Origin of the sequence: Novosphingobium organovorum (genome assembly GCF_022832435.1) — a bacterium.
Lineage (GTDB): Bacteria > Pseudomonadota > Alphaproteobacteria > Sphingomonadales > Sphingomonadaceae > Novosphingobium > Novosphingobium organovorum.
On record NZ_JALHLF010000081.1, the window covers coordinates 1 to 17,735 of the forward strand.

General features: G+C 68.0%; 15 protein-coding genes. 4 read left to right on the forward strand and 11 right to left on the reverse strand.

The window, feature by feature from the left end; all coding sequences use genetic code 11:
- The 5 genes from MTR62_RS15900 to ahpC all read right to left on the reverse strand — a co-directional run.
- The coding region (locus MTR62_RS15900; RefSeq protein WP_244022719.1) for a PepSY-associated TM helix domain-containing protein at nucleotides 1–1,177 on the reverse strand (1,177 nt) is incomplete at its 3' end.
- Nucleotides 1,178–1,304: 127 nt separating this feature from the next.
- Nucleotides 1,305–3,437, reverse strand: coding sequence for a TonB-dependent siderophore receptor (locus MTR62_RS15905; protein WP_244022721.1), 2,133 nt, complete (start codon nucleotides 3,435–3,437; stop codon nucleotides 1,305–1,307).
- A 161-nt stretch (nucleotides 3,438–3,598) separates the two neighbouring features.
- A complete protein-coding gene (locus tag MTR62_RS15910; protein WP_244022723.1) occupies nucleotides 3,599–4,411 on the reverse strand; it encodes a prephenate dehydrogenase in 813 nt (270 codons plus the stop codon).
- A gap of 268 nt (nucleotides 4,412–4,679) precedes the next feature.
- On the reverse strand, nucleotides 4,680–6,293 hold the full coding sequence (gene ahpF / locus MTR62_RS15915; protein ID WP_244022725.1) for an alkyl hydroperoxide reductase subunit F: 1,614 nt from the start codon (nucleotides 6,291–6,293) through the stop codon (nucleotides 4,680–4,682).
- A gap of 192 nt (nucleotides 6,294–6,485) precedes the next feature.
- Nucleotides 6,486–7,049: an alkyl hydroperoxide reductase subunit C gene (gene ahpC, locus MTR62_RS15920; RefSeq protein ID WP_244022727.1), complete on the reverse strand. Its 564-nt coding sequence runs from the start codon at nucleotides 7,047–7,049 to the stop codon at nucleotides 6,486–6,488.
- 233 nt (nucleotides 7,050–7,282) lie between these two features.
- On the opposite strand from ahpC, the gene acpA reads away from it, so the two are divergent.
- Entirely contained in the window at nucleotides 7,283–8,986 is a 1,704-nt protein-coding gene (acpA, locus tag MTR62_RS15925; protein ID WP_244022730.1) for an acid phosphatase, read from the forward strand.
- 655 nt (nucleotides 8,987–9,641) lie between these two features.
- Nucleotides 9,642–9,905: a hypothetical protein gene (locus tag MTR62_RS15930; protein WP_244022732.1), complete on the forward strand. Its 264-nt coding sequence runs from the start codon at nucleotides 9,642–9,644 to the stop codon at nucleotides 9,903–9,905.
- A 65-nt stretch (nucleotides 9,906–9,970) separates the two neighbouring features.
- On the opposite strand, the gene MTR62_RS15935 is transcribed toward MTR62_RS15930, so the two are convergent.
- From MTR62_RS15935 to aroC, 4 genes are all read right to left on the reverse strand, one after another.
- Nucleotides 9,971–12,886: a porin family protein gene (locus MTR62_RS15935; RefSeq protein WP_244022734.1), complete on the reverse strand. Its 2,916-nt coding sequence runs from the start codon at nucleotides 12,884–12,886 to the stop codon at nucleotides 9,971–9,973.
- A 225-nt stretch (nucleotides 12,887–13,111) separates the two neighbouring features.
- Nucleotides 13,112–13,585 (reverse strand): YaiI/YqxD family protein, encoded by a 474-nt coding sequence (locus MTR62_RS15940; protein ID WP_244022736.1) that lies wholly within the window; start codon nucleotides 13,583–13,585, stop codon nucleotides 13,112–13,114.
- Nucleotides 13,578–13,997 (reverse strand): GFA family protein, encoded by a 420-nt coding sequence (locus MTR62_RS15945; RefSeq protein WP_244022738.1) that lies wholly within the window; start codon nucleotides 13,995–13,997, stop codon nucleotides 13,578–13,580. The genes MTR62_RS15940 and MTR62_RS15945 overlap by 8 nt, the downstream gene beginning before the upstream one ends.
- Nucleotides 13,994–15,103, reverse strand: coding sequence for a chorismate synthase (gene aroC, locus MTR62_RS15950; protein ID WP_244022740.1), 1,110 nt, complete (start codon nucleotides 15,101–15,103; stop codon nucleotides 13,994–13,996). Before aroC ends, MTR62_RS15945 begins: the two co-directional genes overlap by 4 nt.
- Nucleotides 15,104–15,195: 92 nt before the next feature.
- On the opposite strand from aroC, the gene MTR62_RS15955 reads away from it, so the two are divergent.
- Together MTR62_RS15955 and MTR62_RS15960 are read left to right on the forward strand one after the other, a co-directional pair.
- On the forward strand, nucleotides 15,196–15,507 hold the full coding sequence (locus tag MTR62_RS15955; RefSeq protein ID WP_244022742.1) for an antibiotic biosynthesis monooxygenase family protein: 312 nt from the start codon (nucleotides 15,196–15,198) through the stop codon (nucleotides 15,505–15,507).
- A complete protein-coding gene (locus MTR62_RS15960) occupies nucleotides 15,504–15,854 on the forward strand; it encodes an arsenate reductase (protein WP_244022744.1) in 351 nt (116 codons plus the stop codon). The genes MTR62_RS15955 and MTR62_RS15960 overlap by 4 nt, the downstream gene beginning before the upstream one ends.
- A 167-nt stretch (nucleotides 15,855–16,021) precedes the next feature.
- Here MTR62_RS15960 and MTR62_RS15965 read toward each other — a convergent pair whose 3' ends face one another.
- Both MTR62_RS15965 and ubiG read right to left on the reverse strand, forming a co-directional pair.
- Nucleotides 16,022–17,242, reverse strand: a complete 1,221-nt coding sequence (locus tag MTR62_RS15965; protein WP_244022746.1) for a hypothetical protein — start codon at nucleotides 17,240–17,242, stop codon at nucleotides 16,022–16,024.
- Nucleotides 17,243–17,253: 11 nt separating this feature from the next.
- Nucleotides 17,254–17,735: bifunctional 2-polyprenyl-6-hydroxyphenol methylase/3-demethylubiquinol 3-O-methyltransferase UbiG (gene ubiG, locus MTR62_RS15970; protein ID WP_244022748.1), on the reverse strand; the 482-nt coding region annotated here is incomplete at its 5' end.

Below are 17,735 nucleotides of genomic sequence, written 5' to 3' on the forward strand. Positions count from 1 at the left end.
CGGGGCGCGCGCCGGCGGGCAGCGTCTTGGGTTTGCGGCGCGGGCGGCGCGCAGGGCGGCGCTGCCACCAGAACAGGAGGCCGCTGATCGCGAAGAAGGGCAGCATCAGGCTCGAGACGAACAGCGCGATGCGCCCCGGCAGCCCGAAAAAGGCGCCGCGATGGATTTCGAGGATCGCGCCCACGATGCGCTGGCCAAGCGGCTGCGCGGCGTAATCGGCTTCGTCCACCAGCGCGCCATCGGCGGCGTCGAAGGTGAAGCGGTCGCGTTGCTTGAGATGGCGTGCGCCTTGCGGCAGCGCTTCGATGCGCACCTGGGTGCCGTCTGCGCTCATGGTGATCCGCGCGGCGGTGTAGCGCGTGCCGGTACGGGCGGTGAAGGCGCGCCAGGCGGCGTCGGCGTGCCACGGGGCGGGGGTGTCCTCCTTGGCGCGTTTCCCCGTGGGCTGGGTCTTTTCGCTCTGCCCGGTCAGCGCGTAGCGCAGCGCCGAGCGATAAAGGTCACTGCCCCACCACAGCCCGGTCAGCGCGCTCAGCAGGTAGAGCGGCAGCAGCCAGAGCCCGACGGTGCGGTGGATCGCGCGCAGCCGCCCTTTGCGCGCGCGCAGGTCGAGCACGAGGAGCTTGCGCCACTGGCGGCGCGTGCGCGGCCAGCGCAGCGCAAGCCCGGTGCCCGCAAAACCGAGCAGCGCAAGCGCGCCGAGAAAGGTGATCGTGCGGCCGGGGCCATCGCCATTGCCGGGCAGCGCGAGCCAGCGGTGAACCTTGCGCACCGTCGCGAAGAATTGAACGAGCCCGGCTTCGGGCCGCCAGGCGCCGCTGGCGCGGTCAACCGGGCCGTTGCGGCGTTTGGCATCCTTTGCGGCGCCCTTCATCAGGCTGGCGCCGCGCGCGGTTGCGATCGGGACCATCCGGACGGTGTGCGCGAGATGGCGGTCGGCCTGCCAGTCGATGCGATCGACACGGGTGCCGGGCGCGTGCGCCTCGAGCCGCGCGGCCAGTGCGTCGGGCGAGAGGTCGGGGCCGCCCGGCACGCCGGGGGCGACGCTCGCCGGGGCGAAGCGGGCGGTGATCTCATCTTCGAAGGCCATCAGGGCGCCGGTGGCGCCCATGACGGCGAGCAGGAGGCCCAGGCTCAGGCCGAGCCAGCTGTGGATGCGGAACAGGGTGGGTTTCATGATTTGCCTGGCGGAGCGGGAAAGGGCTGCGAAGCGCGGTGATGGACCGAATGCGAATGCCTCGCAATACCAGATTTGCGCGAAGGCCCGCTTCGGCCGGGCGCTGGCTGCCCGGCCGCGCGCGCGATCAGAAGGCCTTGCGCAGTTCGATGAACCAGCTGCGCGCGTTGCCGAGATAGGCGCCCTTGGCGGCGGTGAAGCCCGAGACGGCGTAGTACTTGTCGAAGATGTTCTCGATGCGGAACATGACCTGCGCGACCTTGAAATCGTGCGTCACGCTCGCGTCGAACACGGTGAAGGGCTTGAGCCGATCGCCGCTGCGGTCGATCTGGTCGGACACGTACTGGCCGCCGAGCGCGAAGGCGGTGTCGATCGCAGCGACCTGGTAGCGGGTCCAGAACCCCGCCTGGTGGTGGGGCGTGTTGGGGAAGCGATCGCCGACCGACTTGTCGATCGACTGGCCCTCGGCGGTGCCGGTGATGCGCGTGTCGTTGTAGGCGTAATTGGCGGTCACCACCCAGTTCCGGGTGATGTCGGTGGCGAGCGTCGCCTCGATGCCCTTGGAGGTCACTTCGCCGAGCGGGGCGAGCTGGTCGACCCCGTCGACCGCGTCCTTGCTGTCGTCGACCTGGAGCACGTTGCGCCGCACGATGCGGTAGGCCGCAAGCGTTGCCTGAAGCTTGCCGCCAAACAGTTCGGACTTGGCGCCCACTTCGTACTGGAAGCCGGTCTCGGGATCGAACGGGCCACCCGCGGCGGCGGTGTTGTTCGAGACGTCCTGGGGTACGAAGGACTGCGACCAGTTGAAATAGAGCGAGACGTCCTTGCGCGGCTTGTAGATCGCGCCCGCGCGCCAGGTGGTGTCCCCGCCCGAGGCCTTGGTGTCTTCCTCGAAATCGCTGTCGTCGAACCAGTCGTGGCGCAGGCCGGCGGTCAGGATGACGTGCTCGCCGATGTCGACGCGTTCCTGGAGGTAGATGCCCTTGCGAAGGGCGCGCGCGTCGCTCAGCGTGCCCGCGATTCCCGACATGTCGGGCCGGGTCGAGGTCGAATAGTCGGGGTCGGTGAGCGAAAGCGAGGGCACGTCCCTGGTGCTCTTGTTGAGGCTCCACGAATTTTCGCGGTACCAGTCCGCCCCGGCGAGCACGGTGTGGCGCAAGGCCCCGGTGTCGAAGCGCGCGACGAGATTGGCGCCGAACGAGAGGCCGTCGACCTTGCGGTGCTGGTCGCGGTATTCGCGGGTGACGGTGTCGTAGGTGCCGTCGCTGTCCGTATCGAGCAGCTTGACCGGTTCGTGGTACTTCTGCGTCTCGTCGTAGTTGAACCAGCGCCCGGCAAGGTTGAACGAGAGCGCCTCGTTCAGCTTCGAATCGAGCCGGCTCTGCACCACGGTGCCGTTGTAGCGGATGTAGTCGTCCGGGTCGTTGTGGTTCCAGCTGCGGTAGGTGAGGAAGTTGCCGTCGGCGTCGATCGGAATGCCGCGCAGGCGGTTGCCGGGCAGGTTCTGGTTGTAGTTGGTGACTTGCGTGGTCAGCTTGGTGTCGGGCGCGAGATGCGCGGTGAGCCCGCCATCGGCCACGAACGTGCGGCTCGAGGCGTGGGCACGGTAGCTGTCGTAATCCTCGTAGAACAGCGCTGCGCGATAATCGAACACGCCCTTGGCGTCGAGCGGGCCGGTGACGTCGCCCGAGGCGCCGTAGCGGTTGCGACCGCCCACGATCACGCGGGTGTTGGCGGCAAAGGTGTCCTGCGGTTTCTTGGTCACGTAATTGATCGTGCCGCCGGGCGAGCCCGCGCCGTAGAGCATCCCGGCGGGCCCTTTCAGGAACTCGACCCGCTCGATGGTGAACAGCTGGGGGACCGAGAAGGTCTGGAACGGATCGCCGCGCAGGCCGTCGTAGTAGGTCACGTCCTGGGTGAAGCCGCGGTAGGTGACGGTGGCGTAGTTGTTGGCGCTGACGCCCGGCACGTTGCGGTAGAGATCGGTGATGTCGCGCGCGCCCTGGTCGGTGATGAGGTCCGAATTGATGACCTGGACCGACTGCGCGATGTCGAGCGGCTTGGCCGGGACCTTGCCGATTTCGGTTTCCTCGACGCGGTAGAGCTGCTGCGCGCGGGTGGTGACGATGATCGCCGGGGTATCGGCCGCCTCGGTGCTGGCCGCATCGGCGTCATCGGCCTGCGCGGGGGCGGCTGCGACGAGCGCGCTGGCGGGAATGAGGAAAGGGATCAGCAGGAAACGGGCGTGGCGCTGGGCCATCGGGGCGAACCTCATGGAAAATGGTGCGGGCTGGGGCACGGCCGGTCTGTCGCGGAACGACGGTGGCAGGCCCCTGTGCGCCACCGCTCGGATGGGTAGGGGCGCTATAGCTATTGCAACTAAGTTGCAATTACAAAATGCGACAATTTTGCGTTTGCAGCCTATTCGCCGCCCAATCGCGCCACTGCGCGCGAGCCGTGCCGGTGCACGGCCTGGAGGCGGTGCAACAGGTCTTCGCGCGCTTTGCGGGCGTAGGGATTGGCCTCGGCAATCGCCGCGCGCACGGCGGGGCTGTCGTGGCGCACGATCTCGATCGCCGCGCGCAGCTGCTCGAAGCTGCGGGTGGTGATGCGATCCGCCGCGTGGTCCAGGGCGGCTTCGAGTTCGAGCATGGCTTGCGCCAGGAAATGGGTCAGGCCCTGGGTGTAGGCGGCCTGCCGGTCGTGTTCCTGCGGGCTGGTGAGGATCACCTCGAGGCCAAAGGTGCGGCGCAGGAACGCCGCGAGCCGCAGCACCCGGCGCCCGCGCAAAGGGCATACGACGAGCTTGAGCCCCCGCAGCCCATCCGCCGCGCTTTGCGGTCCGAACATCGGGTGGGTGGCGGCGATCTCGACATGATCGGGCAGGTGTTCGCGCATCGCAGCAGCGGGCGCGACCTTGACCGAGCCCACGTCGAGCACCAGCGTGCCGGGCGCGAGGTGCGGCGCGATGGTGCGGCACAGCGCGCCGATCGCGTCTACCGGCACGGCGAGGATGACGATGGCGCAGGCGCAGACGCGCGCGGGCGTGGTGATCTCGATCGCGCTCCGCTCGCCGGCTACGGGGGCCCTGGCTTCGCGCGGGCGCGGGGCGAAGGCCGGATCGGTCACGCGTACGCGGGCGTGCGGGGCGAGCGTGCGGGCGAGCAGCTGGCCGAAGGGGCCGAAGCCGAAGATGCCCAGGGTCGGGCGTCCGGAAGGGATAAGGGCAGGCATGGAAACGAAGGTCTCTTTCGAAAGACCCGTGTCACCCGCGATTGTCTGGAAACGTCCCTTGGGGACGATCAACCGCCGATGGCCGGGCGGTTGAAGAACGACAAAGCTCGCACCGCCGGTCAGCGGTAGTAATAGCGGCTCATGCTGGCGGCGATGCGTGTCATGGCGCACCGGGTAGCGCCGGGCGCGCAGCGGGTCAAGCCATGCAAAAAGGGCCGGGATGCCCTCTGGCATCCCGGCCCTTCCTTGTTCTGCCCGCCCGTGGCGATCAGGCGACCGGTGCGGCGGCCTTCTGCGCGCCTTGCGCGATCTGCGCCGGGGCCTCGTTGCGGATCAGGAAGTCGAAGGCCGAGAGCGCGGCCTTGGCGCCTTCGCCCATCGCGATGATGATCTGCTTGTAGGGCACCGTGGTTGCATCGCCCGCCGCGAAGACGCCGGGGATGTTGGTGGCGCACTTCTCGTTGATGACGATCTCGCCGCGCGGGCTGAGTTCCAGCCCCGAACCCTTGAGCCACTCGGTATTGGGCACGAGGCCGATCTGGACGAAGATGCCTTCGAGCTCGATGAGGTGCTCGACGTCGGTCGCGCGGTCCTTGTACTTGATGCCGTTGACCTTCGCACCGTCGCCGGTGACTTCGGTGGTCATCGCGTTGGTGAGGATCGTCACGTTGGGCATCGAGGCCAGCTTGTCGACCAGCACCTGGTCGGCGCGCAGCTTGGTGTCGAATTCGATCAGCGTGACCGAGCCCACGATGTTGGCGAGGTCGATCGCCGCTTCGACGCCCGAGTTGCCGCCGCCGATCACCGCCACGCGCTTGCCCTTGAACAGCGGCCCGTCGCAGTGCGGGCAGTAGGCCACGCCCTTGGTCTGGTACTCGGCCTCACCCGGCACGCCCAGCTGGCGCCAGCGCGCGCCGGTGGTGAGAACGAGGCTGCGCGCCTTGAGCGAGGCGCCGTTGTCGAACACCACCTCGTGGTAGCCGCCCAGTTCCTTGGCTGGAATCAGCTTTTCGGCGCGCAGCAGGTTCATCGCGTCGATTTCGTATTCGGCGACGTGGCTGGCCAGCGCACCGGCGAGCTTGGGGCCTTCGGTGTAGGGGACCGATATGAAGTTCTCGATGCCCATCGTGTCCTGCACCTGGCCACCCATGCGTTCGGCCGCGATGCCGGTCGAGAAGCCCTTGCGCGCGGTGTAGATGGCCGCTGCCGCACCGGCCGGGCCACCGCCCACGACGAGCGCTTCGAACGGCGCCTTTTCGGCGAGCTTGGCCGCCGCCTTGGCGCCCGCGTTGGTGTCGAGCTTGGCGAGGATCTCGGCAACGTCCATCTTGCCCGAACCCCACATCTGCCCGTCCAGGAAGACGGCGGGCACAGCCATCACGCCGCGTTCCTCGACTTCGGCCTGGAACGCGCCGCCCTCGATCAGGGTGGCGTGGACGTTGGGGTTGTTGAGGGCCATCAGCGTCAGCGCCTGCACCACGTCGGGGCAGTTGTGGCACGAGAGCGAGAAGTACATCTCGAAGCTGTATTCGCCGTCAAGCTCGCGGATCTGCTGGAGGACGGCATCCTCGACCTTGGGCGGGTGTCCGCCAGCCCACAGCAGGGCGAGGACGAGCGAGGTGAATTCGTGGCCGAGCGGAACGCCCGCGAAGCGCACACAGGCCTCGGGGTTCGACGTGCGGCGGATGAGGAAGCTGGGCTTGCGCGCATCGTCACCCTCGAAGGTCGCGGTGACCTTGTCGGAGAGCGCGGCGATGGTGGTCAGCAGCTCGCGGGTTTCGGCCGACTTGGCATCGTCGCCCAGCGAGGCGACGAGCTCGATCGGTTCGCGCAGCATGGCGAGGTACTGCGAGAGCTGTTGCTTCAGAGTGGCGTCGAGCATGATCGGGTTCCTTTTCGAAGAGAAGAATGCGGGCAGCAAAGGGGTGCGGGGGCCGGGGGATGTTCCGCGTATCCGGGGCGCACGGGGGCGCGTCCGGGGGAGGGATACCCCGGGCCACGCCACCCTTGTGCACGCGACCCGGATGCCGGGGGCGGCGTTCAGGCCGCCCCGCGACAGGGTATCGCGTCGGTCTTAGAGCTTGCCGACGAGGTCAAGCGAAGGCGCGAGTGTTTCGCTGCCTTCTTCCCACTTGGCCGGGCAGACCTGGCCGGGGTTGTTGCGCACGTACTGGGCGGCCTTGATCTTGCGGACCAGTTCGACCGCGTTGCGGCCAACGCCTTCGCAGGTGATTTCCATGATCTGGATCACGCCGTCGGGATCGACCACGAAGGTCGCACGGTCAGCGAGGCCCGCGTCGCGCAGCACGCCGAACTTCTTGGACAGCTCGTGGTTCTGGTCGCCCAGGAACGCGTACTTGATCTTGCCGATCTTTTCCGAGGTGTCGTGCCAGGCCTTGTGGCTGAAGTGGGTGTCGGTCGACACGCCGAACACTTCGACGCCCATCGACTGGAGCGTGGCGTACTGGTCGTTGAGGTCTTCCAGTTCGGTCGGGCAAACGAAGGTGAAGTCGGCGGGGTAGAAGAAGAACACCGCCCACTTGCCAGCGATATCGCCTTCCGAGACGTCGAAGAAGTCCTTGCCTTCCTGGTAGGCGGTGTTGGTGAACGGCTGGATCTTGCTTCCGATGATACCCATGAGAATCTCCCTCGCTTGGGTGTTGAATTGACGAGACGGAGATAGGCGGGGGCGCGGCCGATTTGTAGCGGGTTGATCCGATTGGCTTGATCGAATTACGCGATTAATGGGAGGTCGATTAAATGGATTAGTCGATAAAATGCGCGCGGCGTGCGAGAGGCTGAAAAAACCGGGGCGGGCAGGTGATGGTATACCGTTGCGTCGCCTTGCCCGCTCGCTTAGGACATGCGCCCATGTCCGAGCCTGACGATCGCATCGCCCCGCCTTCCAACGCCGCTTCGGGCGCGCCGAGCGAAGGTCCGGTCAACCCCTCGCGCCGCCGCGTCCTCTCGGGCCTCATGGCGACCGCGGGCGCCGCGGCGCTGACCCCGCTCACCGCGGGCGAGGTCGAGGCCAGGACCCGCAAGGCGCCCGCCAGCGCCCCGCCGAGCGATGCCGAGCTTGCCGCGCATATCGACACCGTGGTCGTCATTTTTGCGGAAAACCGCAGCTTCAACAATCTCTTCGGTGATTTTCCGGGTGTCGCACAGCCGCTTTCGCAGGTCGCTCCCGAACGCGCGCTCCAGCGCGACCGTGACGGCAGCGTGCTCAAGCAACTGCCCCCGATCTGGGAGGGGCTGGTGCCCGAGGAGCAGGTCGTCGAGCACGTCACCTACAAGATCGGGCCCGACGATCTGGCGCCCTTGCCCAACGCGCCCTTCGCGCTGTCCACGCCCGAAGGCGATCCGCTGCCCCACGGCGTCGTCACGCGCGATCTGATCCACGCCTTCTACAACAACCAGTTGCAGATCAATGGCGGCAAGAACGACGGTTTCGTCGCCTGGGGCGACAGCGGCGCGCTGACCATGGGTCACTACGCCGACAACGCGGCGAACATGCGGCTGTGGAACGTGGCGCGCGAATTCACGCTGTGCGACAACTTCTTCATGGGCGCCTTTGGCGGTTCGTTCTTCAACCACCAGTACCTCATCGCGGCGCGTCCGCCGCTCTACCCCTATGCCGACAAGAGCCCGGCCAGGGGGCGCATCACCGAGCTGGAAGGGAGCGATCCCAAGGGCATCGTGCCCAAGCAGACCGCGCAGTCGCCCAAGAGCGCGATGGATGGGCCGGTGCGCTTCGTGCCCAACACGCTGACCCCCGATTTCTACGCGGTCAACACCATGCTGCCGCCTTACGCGCCGACCTATGAACTGGACCCCGACCGGCCCGGCTACGCCAACTGGCAGAGCAGCCACACGCTCGTCCCGCAAAGCCACGACACCATCGGTGACGTGCTGACCGAGCGCGGGATCGACTGGGCCTGGTACGCAGGGGGCTGGGGCGTGGCGATGGAGGGGCACCTCAATTCCAAGGACTTCCCCTCGCGCCCCAACTTCCAGCCGCACCACCAGCCGCTCAACTACTTCGAGCAGTTCGGTCCCGGCACGCCCGCGCGCGCCAGGCACTTGCGCGACGGCGGGCTGGGCGAGACCGCGCGGACCAACAAGTTCCTCGCCGATGCGGCGGCGGGAAGGCTTCCGGCGGTCACTTATTACAAGCCGCAGGGCAATCTCAACATGCACGCGGGCTATTCGGACGTCGATGCGGGCGACCGGCACATCGCCGGGATCATCGCCGCGCTGCGCCGCTCGCCGCAGTGGGACAAGATGCTGGTGGTCGTCACCTTCGACGAAAACGGCGGCTGGTGGGACCACGTCGCGCCGCCCAAGGGCGATCGCTGGGGGCCGGGCACGCGCATTCCCGCGCTGATCGTGAGCCCTTACGCGAAGAAGGGGGAGGTCGATCACACGATCTACGACACCGGCTCGATCGCGCGCTTCCTGACCCGCCGCTTCGGCCTGCGCAAGCTGCCCGGCCTGATCGAGCGCGAAGAGGCGATGGTGGCTGCGGGCGGACCGCCGCCGGGCGATCTGACCGGGGCGCTGCGCTTTGGCTGATTGTTTGGCTGATTGTCCGTGATTCGAAGAAGGCGCTGAACGTTTCGGCGCCTTCTTTTTTGGCCGACGGTGCGTGCAAAGGGCGCGGCGGACGGGGGCGGTGCCGCTACGGCCAAAGTTCGGCACGCCCCGAATTTTCAAACAGTTTGTGAAAAAACATGTGTTTTTCGATAGATAGGCGTCCATTTTTTGGGTTGGACCGGGTGGCGCTCGCAATCGCGCAAGGAGGGATCAGCAAAAATCCCCCCGCAGAACGATGCCTTATTCCCCCCTCAAGGGCTGCCTTGCGGCCTGTGTTCTGTTGCCCTTCGCCGCTGTTCCCGCCTTTGCCCAGGCTTCCGATACCGATCCCGGCGTGACCCCCGTAGCGCCGGATTCCGGCCAGAGCGCGTGCCGGCGCCGGGCCTGATCGGCCTGCCCGACGCGCTGGCCGATCAGGGCATCGGGATTACGCTCAAGGTTTCGCCCAGCATCCTCTACGACCTGCGCGGCCATGACGCGACGACGCAGACCTACGGCGGCCAATCGCCCACGCTGTCAAACCAGGTGGTCGGCTCGGTCACTGCCGATCTGGGCCGTCACGGCGTGCCCGGCGACGCCCAGCCTCACGGTCAAGACCAGGCTGCCGGGCACGAGCTTCTACAACACGGCAGCGGTGACCCGGTCGACCTCGCCCGACGGGTTGGTCGACGAGGCGGACCGCAACGGCTCGGGCCTCGCGCTCACGCTCAAGGGCGACCGCGTGCTCCTGCTCGACGAACTGGGCTACAAGGTCGAGGCGGCGCCGGGGCGGCGCGCGACGCGCCTTGCGCGCGGACTCTATTGGATCACCGGGCTGACCTGTGCGACCGATCCCGCCTTCGCGCCCAGGCAGCCCGACGCGGTGCTGCTCCAGCAGACGCTCAATCTCGCGTTCTGATACGAGCGCGGAGGGAGCGCCGGGTACGGGCAAGGGGGCCCGTACCCGGCCTTTCCGGTTGGCGTTCAGAAGATCTTGCGCAGCGAGATCTTGAGCGTGCGGCCCATCGGGTCGAGGTATTCCTTCTGGTAGGCGTAAGGCGTCGCGCCGGTCGCGTCGGTGACGGTCTGGCGCTGGTTGAAGATGTTCTCGACCGAGAACGTCACCCGCGTGCCCTTGGCCCAGCCCTGGCCGCGGAAGCGGTTCTGCAGGTTGGCGAAGACGCGCGCGTCGAGCGTGAAGAGCGAGGAGAAGGAGAGGTCCCCGGTCGAGCTTGAGGACACGCTCGAGCCGTCGACCCGCGTCGCCGATTGCCAGGTGCCGTCAAGGCGCAGGCCCAGCCCGTTGTCGGTCACGCCCAGCTGCGCCTGCACCTTGTGGCGCGAGGTGGCATCGCCGGTGATCGTGCCGCCGTCGAGCAGGTCGATGGGGTCGGAGTCCGCGGTAAGCTGGACGTCGTCTTGCAGCACCCAGGTGTGGTAGAGCGAGAATTGCAGGCGCGCGCCGTTGCCGCTGCCGCCCGAGAAGCCGCGTCCGCCGGGACCGCCCGGACCACCGGGACCTCCGGGACCTCCGGGGCCTCCGGGACCGCCGCCGGGGGGCGGGCCCATGCCATCGGGTGGACCCATGCCGTCGGGGGGCGGGCCCATGCCGTCGGGAGGGCCCATGCCGTCGGGCGGCGGGCCGAAGCCGCCGCCGGGGCCACCACCTTCGCCGGGGCGATCGCCATTGACCACGATCTCGTTGCCGTCGGGCCCGACGATGGGCTTGCCGTTCTCGTCGAGCACGGTGTGGCCCTTGGCGGCCTCGCCGTCGGCGGTCTTGGCCTGCGCTGGGGCCGTGCCGTTCGTCGCGTCGGCTTGCTGGCCGGACCCAACCGGACCCGTGGCCCCCGGACCGCTTGCCCCTTGCGCGCCGGCGCGGCGGGCCCAGGGCGGCGGGCCGTCGCCCCAGGGCGGGCGGGAGGGGCGTTTGGCCTCGCGCAGCACCGCCGAGACGTTGATGCCCCAGCGCAGCTGGCGCTTGTGCTCGCGGTAGACGTTGATGGCGCGGGTATCGATCGCGGTCAGCGTGCCGCTGGTGTCGCGCGTGAAGAGGTCGGGGAAGGCCTCCTCGATCGCCTCGGTCACGCCGCCGGGCGTCAGGATCGCGTTGCGCGTGTTGCTGTCGGCGTAGTTGAGCGTGAAGTTGACCTTGGGGTTGCTCATCAGCTTGGCCTGGATGCCCAGCTTGAAGACGTGGCGGTCATCGGCCTTGAGGTCGGGATTGCCGCCCGAGGTCGAGGTGACGAGCACGGTCTGCCCGGTCACGTAGTCATAGACGCGCGAATTGGTGGTGGTGATGACCGGGCCGTTGAGCTGGCTTACGGTGGGCGCGTTGCGGTCCTCGTTGAAGGCCGCGATCACGCTCACGCCGTCGATCGGGGCCCAGGTCAGCCCGTAACCGAAAGTGCCGAGCGCGCCGTAGTCGGACACTTGCGTCACCCCGCCGTTGAGGTTGACGCTAAGCGTGCCGATCGCGCCCAGCACGCCGTTCTTGCGACTGGTCAGCGGAATGTCGATGTTGAGCCGCGCGCTGGTGTTGGTGCGGGTGGTGTCGCTGGTGGTGGTCTCGCCGCTCTGGATGGTCTGCGATTCCTGCGCGGTGAAGTCCCCGCCGACCCTGAGCGCCACGCCCACGTCGCCCGCAGGCAGCGGCAGCAGCTTGCCGAACAGCACCGCGCTGGCGCTGCCGGTGTCGCTGCTCGATTTGGCGCGGTTGGTCTCCATCGCGCCCAGCAGGCTGGAGGACAGCGTGCCATAGGGATCGACCGAGGCGTCGAGCGCATCGAGCGCGGCCTGCAGCGCGTCGGTGTCGTATCCGGTGCCGGTCAGCGTGTTGCTTTCGGCGTGCGAATAGCTGCCGATGACCGAGAGCTTCCAGCGGGTTGAGAGGTCGATGTTGAGCGTGCCGCCTGCGGACAGCGTGGCGCTCTTGGCGGTCTTGGCCAGCGCGTCGTCTGAAAGGTAGCGGGTGATGGTGGTCTCGGTGCCGTCCGAATAGGGGCTGTCGGCGGGAATGGTGAGATCGCCGCTGGCCAGGCCGTTGAGCGAATCCGAGGTCGTGAATTCGCCGCGCAAGTTGATCGAGGCGTTGGCGGTGGAGGAAATGTCGTGCGCGAGGTTGGCGTTGACCTGATAGGTGCGGGTCTTGGCCTGGAGCGTGCGGTAAGCCTGGTCGTTCGACAGGCCGGCGGCTTGGGTGATGTCGCTGTCGCTGTCGGGATCGATGTCCCGGTCGCTCTCCTTGATCGCCGCCTGCGCCTTGATCCGGCCCATGATGTTGAGGCGGTCGTTGTCGTGGATGCGGGTGATGACGAAGCCCGCCGAGCCGTCCTCGCCGCCGCCCTGGCCCGACATTTCGCCGTCGAGGTGGACCACCTGCGACTTGAAGCGGCGTTTGAGGATGATGTTCACGACCTTGTTCTGCGCGTCGTAGCCGTATTTGAGCGCGACTTCTTCGGGCAGGATGTCGATGCGCAGGACCGATTCGGTGGGCAGGTCGCCCACTTCGTTGACGCCCGAGATGCGCTTGCCGTTGACCAGCACGACCGGGCCGTCGGTCGAATCGCGCCCTTCGATACTGGTGGTCTGCGCCGCGATCTCGTCGAGCAGGTCGTTGATCGAATCGACGCCGTAGCTCTCGATTTCCTCGCGGCTGATCTGGTTCTCGGGGGGGATGTCGCCGATTACCGCGCCGGGCACGGCCTGTCCGGTCACGATGATCTCATCGCTCGAGCCCGCATCCGCCGTCGATGCGCTGGTCGTCTTGCTCGCCGCGGGCGCGGCGGCGGCGCCCCCGGTTTCCTCGGCGTGGGCGCTCAACGGCACGATGGCGGCCGTGGAGGCGAGCAGCAGGATACCGAGCGAAGGGGCGGGAAGGGGGCGCGGGCGGGTGGTCATGATGCTCGCGCTAAGACGGCGCGAGGCCCGGCGACATCCTCAAATGGTAAGAAAATGTATCGGATCGCAACAGCTTGGCGACGCTGTAACGCGCTCAGCGTGCGGCCGTGCGACGCAGGCGCACCAGAACCTGGTCGAGCGCGGAGAGGAAGCGCGAGCGGTNGACATCCTCAAATGGTAAGAAAATGTATCGGATCGCAACAGCTTGGCGACGCTGTAACGCGCTCAGCGTGCGGCCGTGCGACGCAGGCGCACCAGAACCTGGTCGAGCGCGGAGAGGAAGCGCGAGCGGTCCTCCCTCGCAAAGGGGCGCGGGCCGCCGATCTGTTCGCCGCCCGCGCGCAAGTCCGCCATGATCGCACGCGTCGCGATCGCCCCGCCGATCGAGGCCATGGTGAAGGGCTTGCCGGTGGGCGCGATGACGTCGGCCCCGGCCTTCAGGCACCGGTCGGCGAGCAGGATGTCGGCGGTCACGATGACGCAGGGCGGCGCGCCGTTTTCCGCGATCCAGTCGTCCGCCGCGTCGAACGCGTCGCTGACGATCTTGCGGCTCACCAGTGGGCTTTGCGGGATGCGGATGATCTGGTTGGAGACCACCACGACGGGCACGCGGTAACGTTCGGCGACCTTGTAGATCTCCTCCTTGACCGGGCAGGCGTCGGCATCGACGAGGATGCGCAGGGCAGGCGCCTCAGACATCGCGCTCGAAGCGCAGGACCCCGGCGCGGCGGGTCGGCCCGCCGGTGTCGCGCGGGTGGTTTTCGCCGTCGTTGACGATCACTTCGTCAAGGTCGAACGGGCTCATGCCTTCGATACAGGCGAGGTTGACGCCGTATTCGTCGGGGTTCGAGCGGCGCTGGTGGTGGGTGTAGATGCCGCAGGTCTTGCAGAAGAAGTGCTGCGCCTCACCGGTGTTGAAGGTGTAGCGGGTGAGATTGTCCTCGCCCGCCCGAAAGCGGATGCCGCCTAGCGCCACCGACACGGCCACCGCGCCGCGCATCCGGCAGATCGAACAGGTGCAGCGCCGCGCGGTGGTTACCCCGTCGACCAGCGTCGCCTCGAAGCGCACCGTGCCGCAGTGGCAGGCGCACGAGACGGTGTCCTTGGTCACCCGCACTGGCCGCGGTGGAGCAGCTTGTGGTCGGCCAGCACCAGCGCCATCATCGCCTCGACCACGGGCACGCCGCGAATGCCCACGCACGGGTCGTGGCGGCCCTTGGTGAACAGCTCGGTCGCCTCGCGCTCGCCCTTTTCGTTGGGGCGCGTGACGGTGGGCTGGGGGGTGAGGATCGAGCTGGTCGGCTTGAAGGCGACCCGGCAGGTTACCGGCTGGCCGGTCGCAATGCCACCCGCGATGCCGCCGGCGTGGTTGGCGGTGAATTCGGGCGCACCGTCGGGCCCGTTGGCGCAAGGGCGCATGGGGTCGGCGTTTTCCTCGCCCGAAAGCCGCGCCGCGCCAAAGCCGTCGCCGATCTCCACGCCCTTGACCGCGTTGATGCCCATCATGGCGCTGGCCAGATCCGCGTCGAGCTTGCCGTAAAGCGGCGCGCCCCAGCCAGCGGGAACGCCGGTCGCGTAGCATTCGACCACCGCGCCGACCGAGGAGCCGGCCTTGCGCGCGTCATCGACGATCTGCTCCCAGCGTTTGGCGGCCGCGGCATCGGGGCAGAAGAAGGGGTTGTTGCCGATCTCGTGGACGTCGAAATTGGCCGGGTCGATCATGTCGCCCCCGATTTCCGAGACATAGGCCACGATCGTCACTTCGGGAATGACGAGGCGCGCCACCGCGCCCGCCGCCACGCGGCTTGCCGTCTCGCGCGCGGAGGAACGCCCGCCGCCGCGATAGTCGCGAAAGCCGTACTTGGCGTCGTAGGCGTAGTCGGCATGGCCGGGGCGGTAGGCGCGCGCGACGTCCGAATAGTCCTTGGAACGCTGGTCGACGTTCTCGATCATCAGGCTGATCGGGGTGCCGGTGGTGCGCTGCACGCCGTCGGGCGCTTCGAACACGCCCGACAGGATGCGCACCTGGTCGGGTTCCTTGCGCTGGGTCGTGAACTTGTTCTGGCCGGGCTTGCGCGCGTCGAGGAAGGGCTGGATCACGCTTTCGTCGATCGCCAGCCCCGGCGGGCACCCGTCGACGACGGCGCCGATGGCGGGCCCGTGGCTTTCGCCCCAGGTGGTGAATCGGAAAAGGCGGCCAAAGGTGTTCACGGACATGGCTTGGCCCTTGCCGCGCGGCGTGCGAAAAGTCCACTCCCCGCGTGATTGCACCTTTCCCGCGCGTGGCCCTATGCGCTAGGCAGGCGCGCATGTATGTGAATGTCTTTCGCAGCCGCAAGCGCGCCGGATACGATGCGCAAGGCTACGCCGCCGATGCCGCACGCATGGGCGAGCTGGCCAGCCAGCAACCCGGCTTCATCGCCTACAAGAGTTTTTCCGCCCCCGACGGCGAGACGCTCACGATGTCCGAATGGGACAGCCACGAGGCCGCGATGGCCTGGCAGCGCAACCCCGAACACGCCCGCGTGCAGCAGGCCGGGCGCGGCGATTACTACGAAAGCTACACCGTCTATTCCTGCACCGATCCGGTGGTGCGCCGCTTTGACAGGAGCGAAGATTGACTCTCGAATTCTACGGCATTCCCAACTGCGACACGGTGAAGAAGGCGCGCAAGTGGCTCGAAGCGCATGGCATCGACTACACCTTCCACGACTACAAGAAGGAAGGCGCAGACCCTGAAAAGCTCGCCGCCTGGGTGGCCGAGGCGGGGCTGGGGGCCGTGCTCAACAAGGCGGGCACGACCTTTCGCAAGCTGCCGGACGCGGACAAGGCCGATATCGACGCGGCCAAGGCGGTGTCCATCATGGCCGCGCACCCCAGCACCATAAAGCGGCCGGTGGTGGTCTATCCGGGCGGGTTGCTGGTGGGCTTCAACCAGTTGCAGTGGGAAGCCGCGCTCAAGAAGTGAGTACGGGGCTGAAGGAAAAGGCCCACCTGAAAGAGCCGACCCCCGCCCCCTCCCGTGAGCGGGAGGGGGCGGGGGTCCCTCTCTATGGAGTGGGGCGCGAGGCTGGGCGCGCGCCGCGCGGGTGATCGCAGCGGCGGGCGCGGCGATCACCCGCAACCCCGGCAGGATCAGCCCTCCACTGAAGTCCCGAACACCGCCGCCGCCAGCCCGAGCAGCGCCAGCGCACCGTAGCCGGTGACGCGCCAGGAGCTGGCCCGGGCGTCGCGCGCGCGGATCGCGGCGAGCGCGGACTGGATCGCGTAATAGAGTGCGAAGGCGCGGCTGGCGTAGCTCACGATCTCGAACACGTCGGCGAGCCAGGTTAGCGCCAGCCCCGCGCCGATCAGCACGAGGTAGGTCGGCTTCATGCCAAAGCGCCGGTGCGTCAGTTCGGCGACGAGCCCGCCCGAGCCGTTGGTGTCGGCTACCGCCGCGCTGAACTGCGCGGCGAGCGCGGCGAGGATCAGCAGCGGCCCGAGCACCGCCGAGACGGTGCGCATCATGTCGATGATCGCGGTTTCGTTGAGCGCGAAGCTGCCACTCTTGAAGCTTACCGCAAGGAGCAGGACATAGGCGAGGTAGATCGCGCTGGCGATGCCTTGCGAGAGCCGCATCGAGGCCACGCGCTCGGAAGCCGAATAGTGGTTGCCGAGATAGCGCGAGGTTTCGAACCCCTGCACCGTCACGATCAGCCCGAACATCAGCTGGAGCGCGGCGAGGGGGCCCATCCGGGGCCCGCTTTCGAGCAGCGCGCCGGTGTCGAGCGCGATTCCCGCGTGGACGCACAGCGCGCCGATCAGCGCGGCGATGATGATGAGCTTGATCGAGACGGTGACCTGTTCCATGCGTTCGAGCAGCGAAAACCCCCGCGTCAGCCCGGCGATGAGGATCAGCGCATAGGCCCCGCTGGTGATGGCGCGCGCGAGCAGCGTGGAGGGCGCGCCGAAGATGCGCGCGGCAAAGGCGCCGAACAGGTTGAGGTAATAGGCGACCGAGATCACGTAGGCGAAGGCGAGCGACCAGCTCGAAATGCGCTCGAGCCCGATCGACAGGCGCGTTTCGCGCACACCGCCGTGCGCGTCGTCGTCGAGCCGGACGATGTTGTAGCGGATCGCTGCGCCGAACAGGTAGCCCGCCAGGCACAGCGCGGCCATCGCAGCGATGCCCCAGGTGCCGAACCGGTCGGTCAGGATGGGGCCGAGGATCAGGAACCCGCTGCCGATGATCGAGGCGAGCGGGGTGATCGTCGCGCGCCACAGCCGGGCGCGGGCAAGCCGGGGCCAGAACAGCAGCAAAGCGGTGCCCAGCCCCGCCGCGGCAAGGGCGATCTCGATCGCGGTCTGGCCCATGGCGGTGCCCCTTACGCCTTGCGCGCGGTGAGGATGAAGTTGAGCGAGAGGTCCTCGGACAAGTGCAGGCCCTTGGTCGGCGACCAGGCGATGCCGGTCGGCGCGCTGGTCTCGAGCCCGGCGCCACGGGCGAGGTCGGCCAGTTCCTCAGGCGTCGGGAACGCGCTCCAGTCGTGCGTGCCGCGCGGCACCTTGCCCAGCCGCTCGGCGGCCTCGACCAGCAGCAGGCGCGCGGCCGGGGTGCGGTTGGGGCACGAGAGGATCATCAGCCCGTCATCGGCGAGGGTCGCGGCGAGGCTGGCGAGGAAGGCGGCCTTGTCGGCGACGTGCTCGATCACCTCGAGCGAACAGACCAGATCGAACCCGGTGAGCCCGAGCGTCGAGAGTTCGCCCGCCCGGTAGTCGATGGCCAGGCCCGAGGCGGCGGCGTGGGCGCGCGCGGCGGCGATGTTCTCGGGCGCGGCGTCGACCCCGGTGACCGCACCGCCCAGCC